Annotated in this window: 15 protein-coding genes, 1 tRNA gene and 1 pseudogene; 4 read left to right on the top strand and 13 right to left on the bottom strand. The window is 48.9% G+C overall.

What is annotated here, in order from left to right; genetic code table 11:
• Positions 1-43 precede the first annotated feature (43 nt).
• Entirely contained in the window at positions 44-766 is a 723-nt protein-coding gene (gene lpxH, locus D9734_RS07010; protein WP_130206371.1) for a UDP-2,3-diacylglucosamine diphosphatase, read from the bottom strand.
• 2 nt (positions 767-768) lie between these two features.
• Positions 769-1263, bottom strand: coding sequence for a peptidylprolyl isomerase B (ppiB, locus tag D9734_RS07015; RefSeq protein ID WP_000256002.1), 495 nt, complete (start codon positions 1261-1263; stop codon positions 769-771).
• A gap of 173 nt (positions 1264-1436) precedes the next feature.
• Here ppiB and cysS point away from each other — a divergent pair, with 173 nt between their 5' ends.
• Entirely contained in the window at positions 1437-2822 is a 1386-nt protein-coding gene (cysS, locus tag D9734_RS07020; protein ID WP_000912345.1) for a cysteine--tRNA ligase, read from the top strand.
• 35 nt (positions 2823-2857) lie between these two features.
• Here cysS and D9734_RS07025 read toward each other — a convergent pair whose 3' ends face one another.
• The 4 genes from D9734_RS07025 to D9734_RS07040 all read right to left on the bottom strand — a co-directional run bounded on the left by D9734_RS07025 (position 2858) and on the right by D9734_RS07040 (position 4881).
• Positions 2858-3379: a metal-dependent hydrolase gene (locus D9734_RS07025; protein ID WP_112036600.1), complete on the bottom strand. Its 522-nt coding sequence runs from the start codon at positions 3377-3379 to the stop codon at positions 2858-2860.
• 107 nt (positions 3380-3486) lie between these two features.
• Positions 3487-3699, bottom strand: coding sequence for a ribosome-associated protein YbcJ (ybcJ, locus tag D9734_RS07030; RefSeq protein ID WP_130206373.1), 213 nt, complete (start codon positions 3697-3699; stop codon positions 3487-3489).
• A 1-nt stretch (position 3700) separates the two neighbouring features.
• Complete coding sequence (gene folD, locus D9734_RS07035; protein ID WP_130206375.1) at positions 3701-4567, bottom strand: bifunctional methylenetetrahydrofolate dehydrogenase/methenyltetrahydrofolate cyclohydrolase FolD; 867 nt, start codon at positions 4565-4567, stop codon at positions 3701-3703.
• Between the two features lie 71 nt (positions 4568-4638).
• Positions 4639-4881 (bottom strand): hypothetical protein, encoded by a 243-nt coding sequence (locus D9734_RS07040; RefSeq protein WP_130206377.1) that lies wholly within the window; start codon positions 4879-4881, stop codon positions 4639-4641.
• Between the two features lie 57 nt (positions 4882-4938).
• Here D9734_RS07040 and D9734_RS07045 point away from each other — a divergent pair.
• Positions 4939-5015, top strand: a tRNA-Arg gene (locus D9734_RS07045).
• A 42-nt stretch (positions 5016-5057) separates the two neighbouring features.
• On the opposite strand, the pseudogene D9734_RS07050 reads toward D9734_RS07045, so the two are convergent.
• Positions 5058-5201 (bottom strand): annotated as a pseudogene (locus D9734_RS07050) (integrase); the annotation flags it as partial.
• A 93-nt stretch (positions 5202-5294) separates the two neighbouring features.
• Between D9734_RS07050 and emrE the strand changes: the two are divergent.
• The gene (gene emrE, locus D9734_RS07055) at positions 5295-5627 is read left to right on the top strand and encodes a multidrug efflux SMR transporter EmrE (protein ID WP_001070440.1); all 333 of its coding nucleotides are present in this window, start codon (positions 5295-5297) and stop codon (positions 5625-5627) included.
• A 103-nt stretch (positions 5628-5730) separates the two neighbouring features.
• Here the strand turns inward: emrE and D9734_RS07060 are convergent, their stop codons facing one another.
• The 4 genes from D9734_RS07060 to nrfB all read right to left on the bottom strand — a co-directional run bounded on the left by D9734_RS07060 (position 5731) and on the right by nrfB (position 12723).
• Entirely contained in the window at positions 5731-6408 is a 678-nt protein-coding gene (locus tag D9734_RS07060) for a hypothetical protein (protein WP_130206379.1), read from the bottom strand.
• A gap of 227 nt (positions 6409-6635) precedes the next feature.
• A complete protein-coding gene (locus D9734_RS07065) occupies positions 6636-7526 on the bottom strand; it encodes a DUF4434 family protein (RefSeq protein ID WP_130206381.1) in 891 nt (296 codons plus the stop codon).
• On the bottom strand, positions 7527-10499 hold the full coding sequence (gene nfrA, locus D9734_RS07070; protein ID WP_130206383.1) for a bacteriophage adsorption protein NfrA: 2973 nt from the start codon (positions 10497-10499) through the stop codon (positions 7527-7529).
• The gene (nrfB, locus tag D9734_RS07075) at positions 10486-12723 is read right to left on the bottom strand and encodes a cyclic di-3',5'-guanylate-activated glycosyltransferase NrfB (protein ID WP_130206385.1); all 2238 of its coding nucleotides are present in this window, start codon (positions 12721-12723) and stop codon (positions 10486-10488) included. The genes nfrA and nrfB overlap by 14 nt, the downstream gene beginning before the upstream one ends.
• A 541-nt stretch (positions 12724-13264) precedes the next feature.
• Here nrfB and D9734_RS23225 point away from each other — a divergent pair.
• A complete protein-coding gene (locus D9734_RS23225) occupies positions 13265-13471 on the top strand; it encodes a hypothetical protein (protein WP_165383271.1) in 207 nt (68 codons plus the stop codon).
• Between the two features lie 181 nt (positions 13472-13652).
• Here the strand turns inward: D9734_RS23225 and D9734_RS07085 are convergent, their stop codons facing one another.
• Positions 13653-14081 carry a hypothetical protein gene (locus D9734_RS07085; RefSeq protein ID WP_130206387.1) on the bottom strand — a complete coding sequence of 143 codons (429 nt, stop codon included), beginning with the start codon at positions 14079-14081 and terminating at the stop codon, positions 13653-13655.
• 27 nt (positions 14082-14108) lie between these two features.
• Entirely contained in the window at positions 14109-14549 is a 441-nt protein-coding gene (locus tag D9734_RS07090) for a hypothetical protein (protein WP_240780532.1), read from the bottom strand.
• Positions 14550-14565: the final 16 nt, after the last annotated feature.

Raw genomic sequence — 14565 nt, forward strand, 5'->3', positions numbered from 1 at the left:
GTTGCGTTAGTCCGGCGCTTTTTCAGAATCTATTCATTCGTGTTCAGAAGGGAAAATGAATTAATTCAACGTCATCTGCCGTGACTTTCACCATTGAACCTTTCGTATGCCAGGCACCGAGTACCACGCGAAAAGCCGGTTGCGCATTGGCGATGAGCTCATGCACTGCCGGGCGATGGGTATGCCCGTGAATCAGCCATTGCACCTGATGTTTTTCCATCGCACTGACCACCGCGTTTTGGTTAACGTCCATGATCGCCAGCGATTTACTGCTGTTGGCTTCTTTACTGTTTGCTCGCATTCGCGCGGCAATACGTTTGCGCACAAACAACGGCAGGGCGAGGAATAGCGTTTGCAACCAGGGTTTGTGGACTTTAGCGCGAAAAGCCTGATAACCCACATCGTCAGTGCACAGCGTGTCACCATGCATAATCAATACCCGACGACCATAAAGTTCGAGCACCTTCTCTTCCGGCAATAACGTCATGCCGCTTTCACGGGCAAAGCGTTTGCCGAGCAGAAAATCACGGTTGCCATGAATGAAATAACAGGGAACGCCGGAATCGGATACCGCTTTGATCGCTGCCGCCATCTGGCGATGAAACGGGCTGGGATCGTCGTCGCCAATCCAGGCTTCAAACAGATCGCCAAGAATATACAGCGCGTCGGCCTTGCGGGCTTCTCCCGCTAAAAAACGCAGAAAACCGGCGGTGATCGCCGGTTCTTCCACGCAGAGATGAAGATCTGCAATAAAGAGTGTCGCCACGATTACTCGCTAACGGTCACGCTTTCAATGATAACGTCTTCTTTTGGCACGTCCTGGTGCATACCGCTACGACCGGTAGCGACACCTTTGATTTTGTCGACTACGTCCATGCCTTCAACCACTTCAGCAAACACGCAGTAACCCCAACCTTGCAGGCTCTCGCCGGAGAAGTTCAGGAAGTCGTTATCAACCACGTTGATGAAGAACTGGGCAGTTGCAGAGTGCGGTGCCTGAGTACGGGCCATTGCCAGCGTACCACGGGTGTTTTTCAGACCGTTGTTGGCTTCGTTTTTGATCGGCTCTTTGGTGGCTTTTTGTTTCATGCCCGGCTCAAAACCGCCGCCCTGAATCATAAAACCGTTGATAACACGGTGGAAAATGGTGTTGTTGTAAAAACCTTCGCGGCAGTAGTCCAGGAAGTTTTTAACTGTTTCAGGTGCTTTATCGTCAAAAGTTTTGATGACAATATCGCCGTGATTGGTGTGGAAAGTAACCATTTTTGCATCCTGTTCCGTTTGATTGGTGCTTCAACCCGGTTCGGGTCATATATAGGGTGGTGTTATAGCATAACCGCACGATCGGATCATCTCGCAATGTATGCTGATTCGCGCGGGAAATATGGGTATTATACGCAACTCAATTACCCACACATGTCTAAACGGAATCTTCGATGCTAAAAATCTTCAATACTCTGACACGCCAAAAAGAGGAATTTAAGCCTATTCACGCCGGGGAAGTCGGCATGTACGTGTGTGGAATCACCGTTTACGATCTCTGTCATATCGGTCACGGGCGTACCTTTGTTGCCTTTGACGTGGTTGCGCGTTACCTGCGTTTCCTCGGCTATAAGTTGAAGTATGTGCGTAACATTACCGATATCGACGACAAAATCATCAAGCGCGCCAATGAAAATGGCGAAAGCTTTGTGGCGCTGGTGGATCGCATGATCGCCGAAATGCACAAAGATTTTGATGCTTTGAACATTCTGCGCCCGGATATGGAGCCGCGCGCGACGCACCATATCGCAGAAATTATTGAACTCACTGAACAACTGATCGCCAAAGGTCACGCTTATGTGGCTGACAACGGCGACGTGATGTTCGACGTCCCGACCGATCCGACTTATGGCGTGCTGTCACGTCAGGATCTCGACCAGCTGCAGGCAGGCGCGCGCGTTGACGTGGTCGACGACAAACGCAACCCGATGGACTTCGTTCTGTGGAAGATGTCGAAAGAGGGCGAACCGAGCTGGCCGTCTCCGTGGGGCGCGGGCCGTCCTGGCTGGCACATTGAATGTTCGGCAATGAACTGCAAGCAGCTGGGTAACCACTTTGATATCCACGGCGGCGGTTCAGATCTGATGTTCCCGCACCACGAGAACGAAATCGCTCAGTCCACCTGTGCCCATGATGGTCAGTATGTGAATTACTGGATGCACTCCGGGATGGTGATGGTTGACCGCGAGAAGATGTCCAAATCGCTGGGTAACTTCTTTACCGTGCGCGATGTGCTGAAATACTACGACGCGGAAACCGTGCGTTACTTCCTGATGTCGGGCCACTATCGCAGCCAGCTGAACTACAGCGAAGAGAACCTGAAGCAGGCGCGTGCGGCGCTGGAGCGTCTCTACACTGCGCTGCGCGGTACAGACAAAACCGTTGCTCCTGCTGGTGGCGAAGCGTTTGAAGCGCGCTTTATTGAAGCGATGGACGATGATTTCAACACCCCGGAAGCCTATTCCGTGCTGTTTGATATGGCGCGTGAAGTGAACCGTCTGAAAGCAGAAGATATGGCAGCGGCGAACGCAATGGCATCTCACCTGCGTAAACTTTCCGCTGTATTGGGCCTGCTGGAGCAAGAACCGGAAGCGTTCCTGCAAAGCGGTGCGCAGGCAGACGACAGCGAAGTGGCTGAGATTGAAGCGTTAATTCAACAGCGTCTGGATGCCCGTAAAGCGAAAGACTGGGCGGCGGCAGATGCGGCGCGTGACCGTCTTAACGAGATGGGGATCGTGCTGGAAGATGGCCCGCAAGGGACCACCTGGCGTCGTAAGTAATTGCGCTATTGCCGGATGCGAGTTCTCGCATCCGGTTATCGCCTGCGCCACCACAACATTCCCATCAGCACCATCCCCGGCAACCACACCCACATCAATTCAGAAATTATCACCTGATGTCCGTACGGCGTGGTGTAACGAGACAACGCAAACGGCGCGACTTTAATCACCTGCCAGGGAGCGAAAAAGCGTTCATCTGACCACGGCCACAGCCAGCCAACGCCTTTGCCGCCAGTTGTTACCGAATCCAGCAAACTGTGCGATAACAACGAGACGGTTAAAAACAGCCAGCAGCGAATCAGCCCAGCCCTGAACCATCGACGCCCAATCAGTACGCATAACAGCGGGACAACAAACGCAAACACCAGCGAATGGGTAAACCCGCGATGACCAAAAACATTGCCGTAAGCAACGCCAAATTTAAACGACAATACATCGGCATCGGGCAGCATCGCCAGGACGATTCCGGCAAATAACAGACGCGGAGGGATGACTTTCGAACCCAACCCTAAACCAATGCATAGGGGAACGGCTGCGTGCGTAATAACGGTTGGCATGATGGTCGCTTCGGCAAAATGTCGATGCTATCAGCATGGATGAACGGGGCGTAGAGGGCAAAAGTCTGAAAAGAGAACCGGCCTGTTGATACAGGCCGGGAAAGGGATCAGGCAACAACCTGTACGCTGTGACCCGCAAAACTCACAGTCTGACCGGCGACGATTTTGCAACGTTTACGCGTCTCAACTTCGCCGTCGACTTTTACCTGGCCTTCTGCAATCGCGATTTTCGCCTGCGCGCCGCTTTCGCTCCAGCCTTCCAGTTTCAGCAAGTCGCACAGCTCAACGTGCGGATGTTTACCTAAAGAAAATGTCGCCATGTTACTCACCCTGTGGATCATGATATTCAACGCACGCCTGTAGCGTGTTTTCAATCAGCGTGGCAACCGTCATCGGGCCAACGCCGCCGGGGACAGGCGTAATCCAGGAGGCGCGTTTAGCCGCGTCTTCAAACACTACGTCGCCCACAACTTTGCCATTTTCCAGACGGTTGATGCCGACATCAATCACAATTGCGCCTTCTTTGATCCAGTCACCTGGAATAAAGCCCGGCTTACCGACGGCAACGATCAACAGATCGGCGTTTTCTACATGATGACGCAGATTTTTAGTGAAGCGGTGAGTCACGGTGGTGGTGCAACCTGCCAGCAGCAGTTCCATGCTCATCGGGCGACCAACGATATTCGATGCGCCAATCACCACGGCGTTGAGGCCGAAAGTATCAATGTTGTAACGCTCAAGCAGCGTGACGATACCGCGCGGAGTGCAGGGACGTAGACGCGGCGCGCGCTGGCACAGACGACCGACGTTGTAAGGATGGAAACCGTCCACGTCTTTGTCCGGGTGAATACGTTCCAGCACTTTGACGTTATCAATACCCGCCGGTAATGGCAGTTGTACCAGAATGCCATCGATGGTGTTGTCGGCATTCAGTACATCGATAAGCTCCAGCAGCTCTGCTTCGCTGGTGGTTTCCGGAAGGTCGTATGAGCGGGAGATGAATCCCACCTCTTCGCAAGCTTTGCGTTTGCTTGCGACATAAATTTGCGATGCAGGATTGCTACCCACCAGCACAACGGCCAGTCCCGGCGCCCGCAGTCCGGCAGCAATACGCGCCTGAACTTTTTGAGCAACCTCAGAGCGCACCTGCTGCGCAATCGTTTTACCATCTATAATCTTTGCTGCCATCAGAGAGAGGATTCCATCTGTTACGTAGGTCGAAGGGGATGTGCCTATTTTGTCAGAAGCGGGGCGCGCTGTCAGGTTTCGTTTTCTGGACTATCTGTAATCCGCTGTTTTTTTGGCAACAGAGAGTTGCTGGTTTGATAGTTACCCGGCTCATATAAACGCACAATTTTTCGTAACGTAAGAAAATTGTACTCTTTATCAATGAAAACAGGTTTACCTGTCCCAGACTGAGGGCGGATATGTGTTTCCTTGCTCTCATGGTGAGATAAATAGACACCGCCGTACACTTGTTCAGCAACCGGTTCAAAAGCCATTGACTCAGCAAGGGTTGACCGTATAATTCACGCGATTACAGCATCTCGCGGTGTAATGCGCCCTTAGCTCAGTTGGATAGAGCAACGACCTTCTAAGTCGTGGGCCGCAGGTTCGAATCCTGCAGGGCGCGCCATTACAATTCAATCAGTTACGCCTTCTTTATTTCCCCATAATTTCAGACATGGAACATCTTTGGGACATCATCACCAAAAATGTCGTCAGTTTTCCTCGCGTGCTCTGTCAAATGATTAGGCGCAAGGTGAGCATATCTACGCACCATTTCTATGGATTCCCATCCGCCCATTTCCTGAAGCACTGATGAAGAACGTCAATGAATGCACCAGCAGAAACCAGTGAGTTAAGTTCAAACTGTAGTACAATTCTCTTCGGTATTAACAGGAAAGAATAGGCTATGAACCCTTATATTTATCTTGGTGGTGCAATACTTGCAGAGGTCATTGGTACAACCTTAATGAAGTTTTCAGAGGGGTTTACACGGTTATGGCCCTCTGTTGGTACAATTATTTGTTACTGTGCATCATTCTGGTTATTAGCTCAGACGCTGGCTTATATTCCTACAGGGATTGCTTATGCTATCTGGTCAGGAGTCGGTATCGTCCTGATTAGTTTACTGTCCTGGGGATTTTTTGGCCAACGGCTGGACCTGCCAGCCATTATAGGCATGATGTTGATTTGTGCCGGAGTGTTGGTAATTAACTTATTGTCACGAAGCGCACCACATTAAAAATAGTTTCGTTCAAATTTAATAAAATGCATCAGCCCGTATGTTTATACGGGCTGCTTTTTTACGCTGCAATAATTCAAGTGATAGTGGACAAAAAGCACAATCAGTCGATGGGTTCACTGTAGGATGCAACTGCCTGAGCAGTGAACCCCCCGCTCAATTCCTGTCTGAACCCATCATTTTTCAGCCAATAATAAGTATTGTTTTCTTTATTAAAAGCGTAAATTCTACAAATACCTGCACACTCACTATTTGTGTTCCATCCACTATTAGCTACATTGCCCCATTCCTGGAAAAGTCCTGCGTTAACTTCTCGCTTGATAATATGTCCTGAATTATGATCATTATAATCGTAACTGTCGATATCCTGCGCTTCAGGAAATTCTCCGTTCATGTTTTCAATCCACGGTAAAATATTTTTAACTGATTTATAATTTTCAATGCTGTATTTGAAAAAACGCTTCACGAGAAAAGTATAAGCGCCGGCGGATTTATTCGTTATTTTATCAGTGGCAAAAATAGCAAAAATCTTCCAAACGCACCTTTCATCTACATTCGGAAAAGTCACTGTGCCATCCTGACTAACCGCCAGAGCATTATTGCCTGCATCAGTGCTACAGCTCCATATTACCTTGTCATTATTAACGGGGTCATTATCAATGACCATCTTGAAGGTGGCGCCTGGGAACAGGCTATTAGGAAAATTGTAACCACCCTTCATATCATTTTTAATATCATAGATATGGTTATCAACTAAAACACCTGTAATTTTACTCATCATTGACTCTCTTTGTGTATTAGATAAAAGTATATTTCCGTGTAAAGAAATATACTAATGCAACTGATGAGTAATTGTTCTTATTTAAAGATTATATGGTGGCATGAATATGATTATATAATGCCTCTGAGTAGTGGCTACACCGATTATTTGTGTCCAATTAATATTTACAGGATTCTGACCAGGAAAGTGAAAAGGAAAGGAGCAAGCAAAGTTGCTCCCTTAAATCATTAATACTCAAGAATGCCGTGAGCGACAGGCAAATAGCGCAGGGAAAAATAGAGCGTGTCTTTGCCGCAGGAGGAACGTTTCGCTAACAGCGAAGCAATTTCTGCATCCGGTTTTGGTTTTGCTTCAAAGGTTTTACCTTTACCGGCGACAAACAGTTCATAAACAACGCCGCTGGCGGGGGAGAAAGTTTGGCAATCGACACTGGCCTGCAGATAACGCTCACGCTGTTCGGCAGTAAGTTTATCGACGCCGCTACCATCCTGAACCCAGACGTGGATGCCAGTAGATTTCACTTGTTCCAGCAGTTGCCGATAGCCATCGGGCGACATGTTTCCGGCGAAAAAGCTACTGATATAAACCGGTTTCGCCGAAACATCACTGATCAGCCGTTGTGAGTTGTTTAACCACTTCAGCAATGGCTGGCGAGCGGCTTCGCTGCGCCAGTTCAGGTCGTCAATTTCTGCGCTGATATACCAGCCATCCGGCGTAACGCCGGGTGCGGCGCTCCATAATCTGGCCTGCTGGAGATCGGCGACCAGCAAGCGATTAAGATAGCTCTCCAGCGCCGCGGACGACTGCTTCTGATGCAGAAAAAATTCCGGATCGGCATGCAAACCAACAATCAGCTTCAGGCCAGCTTGTTGCGCAGCTGCGGCACGCTTAAACAATAATGCCCGCTGTTCTGGCTGGGTGAACGCATCGCCGTAACGGGTCCATTGCAGAATCAGGGTGTCGAATCCTTGCAAATGCAACTGACTCATCAACCCACGCCACTGGGCGTCGGTGACCTGACTATCGCGATTTTGTGGCTGCCAGATAATACCTTTCATCGCAAAGGAAAAAGGACTGACCAACAAAAGTGTCAGCAATACGAAAATTAACTTACGCATTTACCAGTGCACTCCAATGGTGAGAAACGCGTTGTTGCGCTCCCCTGTACGTTGATTAATCGCCTTAAAGGTATGTTGATATTCGACGCCGAGACTGACTTTGTGCGGCCAGGCGTCGTAGTGCGTCTCGCCGGTCCAGATGTTCCAGCGAACGCCGACGCCGCCCACCTGCGCGCCCTGAGTACCTTTATCCCGATAGCCGTTACCTTGTACGTGAGCGTAAGGTTCAATAGTCTGCCCGTTCGCTACCTTCTGGTGCCAGCTAACTCGATAATCTGCCGTCCACGCCTGAATATCCTGACGAAAATATTGCGCCGCATCGAGATACAGGTTTTGCGCAAACCAGCCAGAACCGTTCGGGTGCCACTCATCGCTGTATTTTCCGCCGTTAAAGAACGAGGCGCTGGCACGCAGCATGGTGTCGGAGGCGCCATTTTGCCCGTTTAGTGGGAACTGCTGTTCAACGGCGAGGAAAAAGATCTGATCGCGCAGCGGCTTCCAGCGCAATCCGGTGCCGGACATCGGATTTTTCACCGGCATCATCACTCCGTTTTCTCCGGTATCGGCAAAGACGCGGCTATAAACCGAGAGCAGGTCGCCTTCCAGCAGCATATTGCGCCCGATGCGGTACTCCGCTTCCAGCTGCCCGTAACTGCGATAGCTTTTACCTGGCGCCGAACCGCCGACATTATTGCTTGCCGAGCTTATTGCCCCTGAGCGTAACCCGATAGAGGAATCAAAATTAAAACTCCAGCGGCGACCGGTATCCTCATGCAAACGACGGAAATTAAAGCGTTGTTGATTTTGTTCCGGCGTTAGCGGTGTAATCAGCGCCTGATTATCAATGTCATCAATCACCTGCCGTGCGTAGTGCTGCGTCGCAGGCATATCATCCAGACGTTGATTCACGTAGGCCAGTTGTCGGATCAGTGCCGGATCGTCCGGTAGTCCTTTATGCGCCTGTTCCAGCATCTCCCGCGACTGCGCGATATCACCACTATCCCACAGGGCGTAGCCGAGCGCCGCCTGGGTGTTGCTGTTATTGGGCTCCAGTTCAAGCGCGGCGCGCAGATCGCTCACTGCCGCTGAGACATTATGACGTTGCCGATAAATCGTTGCCCGCGCGACGTAAGCATTGGCAGAAGGCGCAATGTTAATTGAGCGAGTGAGGTCGTTCAGTGCAAGTTCTGGCTGAGCTGGGATATAACGTTGCGCATGCAGCCACCAGTATTGGGCATTGTTTCCCAGCCCGCGTTGTTCTGCCTGTTGAAGCCAGCGATCGCGAGCCGCGCCATTTCCCGCCGCCTGAGCGGTATTGGCGGCGGCGAGCAGATCCTCATTGCTCATTTCGTGAAGGCTGATTTTCTCCCAGGCTGCCAGGGCGGTGTTGTAGTCTTCCACCTGGTATGCCTGATAAGCCACTGCGCGGTGTTGCCAGGCGTTCGGTTGCCTTTTTTCCGCCTGAAGCCATGCATATAACGCCACGCCGGGAAGTGTTTCCCGATAACACTTCGCCAGGCGGTTCCAGGCGGCAGCATCGTAAGAAGGTGACATATCCCCAAGCAAACTAACGATTGCCGGGCAATTATCCGCAATACCCGGTAACTGGCTTTGCCACTGACGTTGCGCCGCCAGCGGCAAGGGTTTCGATAAAATCGCCACTTTTGCAGGCGTCGCCAGGTAAGGATGACTTTCCAGCAGAGAAGCCAGCCGTGTCATTAAAGTCTGGCTGACACGCGCATCGCCCTGGAAGGGATAGCGTTGCAATAATAAATCGGCAGCTTCGCGTGACTGCCCGGCCTGCATCAGTTGCCAGGTGAGTTGATCCAGTCGCGTAAGATTTGCCGGTTCTCGCTGATACAACAATCGTGCCAGACGCAGCGCTTCTGCTTTATTACGGGTCGCCACGCTGATGGTATAACGCTCTTCAAGCATTTCATCGGCGGGGAGGGTAGCGAGCAGTCTTTGCGCCGCGTCGTACTGACCTTCTTTTAACAGCACCGGTAGCGTTGCGCCAACAACATACTGGCGGTTATCGACAAACTGTACCTGATGATTCGCCAATGCCTGCACGGGATTGGCGCTGTATTTCGATAACAGATAGAGCCAGCTTTTCTCTTGAGCATCAGTGGTAAATAGCGGTGTATTTTCAGCGAGATAACGCTGGAGACGTGTTTTTTCGCCACGATAAGCCAGCGCGGTCGCGTAAGTAATGTATGACTGTGGATCGGTGAAGATCCCCACTGATTGCAGAGCAAGGATCCGATCGTCCAGTTCTCCGGCAAGAAGAACGTCAAACCACTGACGGCGCTCTGCCGCGTTTAATGTATTCTGCTGGCGTGCTTCATTGTATAGCGTATCTGCCTGCGACCATTGTTTCAGGTAGATTGCCCGTTGCAGCAGATCGGTTCGCAGCGTTTTCCCTTCCGGCGATGCGGCAAACGTTGCATCGTTCAGTTGCGCTCTGGCGACAGGCAACTGCGCCAGCCGCAGCGCATTCTGCCCGACTTCACTGCGACAACGCAGGGTCGGTGCAGCATCGCACGCTTTTTGCTGGGCGAGCAACTCTTCAACAGTAGTGACGCTTTTCACTTCCACTGGAATTGCCGCCAGATTTCGCTCAAGCCGGGCATCCCCTGGGTGACGTTTCAGTTGATCCTCAAGCAATAATCGCGCGCGGTCATCATGACCAAAATGGCGATAAGCTTCCGCCAGATATAACGTCAACGGAATATTATCCGGCACCTGCTGGTGTATATATTCAAATTCGCGGATGGCGGTTGCTTCGTCGTTATTTTTCTGTGCCTTCAGCGCCTTATCGAGACGGGGATAAATAACAAAATGGCGATAGTCGCTCAGCCCCAGCTCTTTTGCGCTGGTGCCGATATTGTCTGCGAGTGCGCTGGTACTCAATAAAGACGTCAGCAGTAAACCAGACCATCCGATGACGCGATTAAGGTTATTCTCCTTCATTTTCGGACTCCAGTTGCGCAACCTGTTCTGTGTTTAAACCTGCTTTGAGTAATAATGATTGCATCGAAACTTGTAATTCGCGTTGAATTGACAGTACGCGATCCAACGTTTCCTGGCTGATAACGCCTTCGGTGACCAAAAACTTGCCGAGCGGCAGAGAACTGCGTTCATGGCGCAATAACAACACGTTAATGGCTGAACGATTAATATGACCGAGCGTGGTCAGTATTTCGGCGAACAGGAACTGATGCGGCACATATTGCCGCCAGATTTCACCGGCCTGCTGTTCCGTGAGCCACTGATGCTGAACCGCATTGTACAACATTGCCCGTGGATCGTGGCCGCGCCGACGTGCATACCAGTGACGTAATCCAGTGACAATTTGTCCACGCAGAACAATGACGTAACGTACTTTCCGTCCGACCTTACGCGCCAGCGCTGCCAGAGAAACCGGGTCAATACCGTCTTCACTACCGACAATTAACTCATCATTTTCCAGACGCAGCGGCAGCACCGCATAATGTAGCGCCACGGAGGCCGGCATTTCGGCAATCAGCGAAGAAGGGATCTGCCAGGCATCGATGGATTCCCACGCCACGCCGTTTTGTTCAGCCAGCGCTTGCGCCAGTTGTTCGGCGCTGATCAATCCTTGCATTAGCATCGAACCGCCGAGACGTAAACCTTCGACACGATTACGCAGTGCTGTATCGAGTTGCTCTTCGGTGATGACCTGATTTTCCAGCAGAATTTGACCTAATGGGCGCAACGAACGGGTATCGCCAGTCACGCTGGGGAAATCGTGCGTCGTTTTATCCCACGCCACGCGACGCGGATCGCCGTGCTGAAGAACCTGTTTCAGCGCGCGCCAGTTAGCCATAAAGTTAATCAGGTTGCCCCAGAACAGACGCAGGATGGAAAGCAGGCCCTGTGTCAAACCGTAGTAGCCGGTGACAAAAATCACCCGCTGCACAATGCGGTTAACCATCAAGCCAAAGTTTAGCCACAGCAGGGTCATAAACCATGCACTGCCGCTGAAGATAGAAAGGAAATGCCAGGCATCAGGCCACAAGCTTTCATACGCCAGCAACAGCAAAAGCTGGATCATTACCAGCATCGCGAGGAAGCTGACAAAGTTACTGATTGCCCCTTTGCGGTCGCGCCAGAGAAAGTAGTTCAGCGTCAGGCTGGAGGTCCATTTGTGAGTTTTAAAACCCTGGAAAACAATGCCGATGATCCAGCGAGACTTTTGCCGAACCGCAGTCGAAAAGGTATCGGGGAAATATTCGCGCACGCAGATCATGTTTGATGTCCGCGCGTGCTGTAAAAATTTACGCTGCTCGCGTTCTTTGGCTTCGTCCACCACCGGAAAACGGACAAAAATTTCCGTCATACCTTTCTCTTTCAGGCGGAAACCAATGTCGTAATCTTCAGTAAGACTCTGCACGTCGAAAGCGATACCGTCACCGTCGGCTAACAGCGCGGTCACGGCGCGGCGGCTGAAGCAGGTACCGACGCCTGCGCTAGGCACCTGTCCGGCGAGAGCTTCACGCACCGGAACATCTTTGCCATGCAGTTCTGAAAACTCATCGATATAGGTCATGCTGGTGAAGTGCGTCCATTCGCGTTCGAACGGATACACAGGGATCTGAATCAGATCTTTACGCTCGACCAGATAGTTGAACAGACGCAACTCCATTGGCGAAATCACGTCTTCAGCATCATGCAGGATAAAACCAGCAAAGGCGAAATTGGCGCTACGTTCAAACTGGGTAATGGCATCCAGCACATTGTTCAGACAGTCTGCTTTACTGGTGGGGCCAGGACGCGCGCAGACCACCTTGTGCACGTTCGGGAAGCGAGCGCACACTTCGTCAACATCACGCTGAGTGTCAGGGTCGTTGGGGTAAGTGCCAACAAAGATATGATAGTTTTCGTAGTCGAGCGTGGTCGCTGCCAGCTCGGCCATATTGCCGATGACGCCTGTTTCGTTCCACGCCGGAACCATAATCGCTAATGGTTTTTCATCCGGCTTATACAGTTCGCGGTAACTCATTCGCGGGTAGCGGCGATAAACACTCAACTTGCGCTTAATGCGGCGTACCCAGTAGACGACATCAATGAAAAAATCGTCCAGCCCGCTGATGAACATTATGACCGCTAACGTTATCGCGATTACTTTTAAGCCGTAGAGCCAGGTAGCAAAAACATCAAGAAGCCAGTCCACACAAAAACCTTACATTAACGCTGGTTATGTTTAGGGTGGCGTATATTAAGGTTTTTTATGAATTGTGACAGCTTTTTACCGTTAATAGGTATGACTATTGCGGCACGTTATTTTTACACTGGTTATAAAAGCTGCCGATTGCGTAGAATGTAGACAAAAGCGTGGTGTCAAGGAGGGGAGGTTAACGTCATAGTGAAGAGGAGCGGTGGCACCGATCAGGTCATCATGTAGTGGAAGTGCCTGGAGGAGGTGAGCAGGGGAGATCATTTTCCCCGTGCTGAACAAAAAGACGGCGTTGCTGTGGGTACAGGAAGGTTAACTTCATTTCTCTTTCGACTATTAAAGTTTAATATTCAACCAGGAAATAAAGAACATTAAAATAACAAAGGAAAAAATAATCAAAGAGACATTCCTGAAAAATTCGTGCTCATAAAAAAGATAAAAAACGTACAAAATTGCGCACGCAACTTTCAGGACGTTTTTATGTTTAGAATTTTCTTTATCTTTAAAATTACATAAAAATATAAAGAAATATGAAAGCATGGCTGAAAACATCATTGATAAAGCGCGATATGGCAATCCTGAATTAAAGGTTTCGACTCCTAATAATATTATCGATAGCGTTGCAATTATAATTGCCACTTTTTTACTAGATGTGAAGGTGACGACAAAAAATATCAATGATATAAATAAGAAAGAAAAAATATATAAATATTCGTTGATATATGTACTTTATGAGGAACAGTAAAATAGGTATAAATGATTGTAATTATGATGGAAATTATTCTGTATAGCATGCATGCTAACAGGCCAATCAGTAGTTTGTTTGCAAATTTATAAGGGGATTCGCTATTGGTAGATTGCATGGTTATTATGCTCTTAAGTTGTGTATTTTATTGGAACATTTCCTGGTTGACTAAAACAATGCTTTAATAGGTGGTGGTGTAAATATCAATGTCATGCTCATTATCACAGACTACTATTACTCTACGAGTTATGTCAAAAAATAACGTTAAATCATAGGTTCCCTGTTCTCTGAAAATACTCTGCACAAATGAGGTGAAATTATTCCCATTTATAACTATTTTTACTTTACCTTCATAGATAAGCCAGCAACGGAAGCATTCAGCTGTACCAGATAATGTCACTATCTGACTGATTAGAAGATTTATATTGACCGGATGAGGTAAAAAAAGTCTGTCGTTGAGGCAATCAATATTATGTGTTTGATGAAACTCTTTTCTCATTAATGACGAGTTATCATATAGCAGGGTTATACTAAACGAGTCAATTCCATCAAGCTTTTGCATAAATTTGTTTGCTTTATAAATAAGCAACTTTGCTTGTGTTTTTGTCATGATGGTGATCTTTTATGCAAGGGGGAATTATTGGAATTCAAATGTTTTATATTCCTCTGTAATCATCTTTAAACTTAACATAGCCATGTCTCGGGTATCTTCATCATCAGATTGTAGAGAAATATTTAATCCTTTAATTAAGGTGTTATCGGGAAAAGCCATTGCTAATAATGTACACCAATATCGGACACTTTTTATTGTCAGAGGATTTTCCAGTATGTTGGCTATATTTGAAGCTACAATGTTTTTATCACACTTGTACAAAAAATCTTCGACCAACTGATATACACCGAAGCCAATACCTTCCCCAAACGATTGTAAAAATAATGGTATGGCTTCTTCAGCAGGATTTGCACAAAAATAAAGCCTTACGTCGTCATATTTATCGATAAGTTCCTGTGTGATGTCATAATCATTTGGCATAGGTTGATTTAGAGCGAGGAATGCTAATGCTTCTTTTTTAGTCATATCCATAGTGATTAAT

It is taken from the genome of Escherichia sp. E14S1, assembly GCF_004211995.1.
In the GTDB taxonomy this organism is placed as follows: Bacteria; Pseudomonadota; Gammaproteobacteria; order Enterobacterales; family Enterobacteriaceae; genus Escherichia.

Coding starts and splice junctions, on each gene's coding strand:
- ppiB (WP_000256002.1), bottom strand. CDS start 1,263: ATGGTTACTTTCCACACCAATCACGGCGATATTGTCATCAAAACTTTT.
- cysS (WP_000912345.1), top strand. CDS start 1,437: ATGCTAAAAATCTTCAATACTCTGACACGCCAAAAAGAGGAATTTAAG.
- D9734_RS07025 (WP_112036600.1), bottom strand. CDS start 3,379: ATGCCAACCGTTATTACGCACGCAGCCGTTCCCCTATGCATTGGTTTA.
- ybcJ (WP_130206373.1), bottom strand. CDS start 3,699: ATGGCGACATTTTCTTTAGGTAAACATCCGCACGTTGAGCTGTGCGAC.
- folD (WP_130206375.1), bottom strand. CDS start 4,567: ATGGCAGCAAAGATTATAGATGGTAAAACGATTGCGCAGCAGGTGCGC.
- D9734_RS07040 (WP_130206377.1), bottom strand. CDS start 4,881: ATGGCTTTTGAACCGGTTGCTGAACAAGTGTACGGCGGTGTCTATTTA.
- emrE (WP_001070440.1), top strand. CDS start 5,295: ATGAACCCTTATATTTATCTTGGTGGTGCAATACTTGCAGAGGTCATT.
- D9734_RS07060 (WP_130206379.1), bottom strand. CDS start 6,408: ATGATGAGTAAAATTACAGGTGTTTTAGTTGATAACCATATCTATGAT.
- D9734_RS07065 (WP_130206381.1), bottom strand. CDS start 7,526: ATGCGTAAGTTAATTTTCGTATTGCTGACACTTTTGTTGGTCAGTCCT.
- nfrA (WP_130206383.1), bottom strand. CDS start 10,499: ATGAAGGAGAATAACCTTAATCGCGTCATCGGATGGTCTGGTTTACTG.
- D9734_RS23225 (WP_165383271.1), top strand. CDS start 13,265: ATGGCTGAAAACATCATTGATAAAGCGCGATATGGCAATCCTGAATTA.
- D9734_RS07085 (WP_130206387.1), bottom strand. CDS start 14,081: ATGACAAAAACACAAGCAAAGTTGCTTATTTATAAAGCAAACAAATTT.
- D9734_RS07090 (WP_240780532.1), bottom strand. CDS start 14,549: ATGACTAAAAAAGAAGCATTAGCATTCCTCGCTCTAAATCAACCTATG.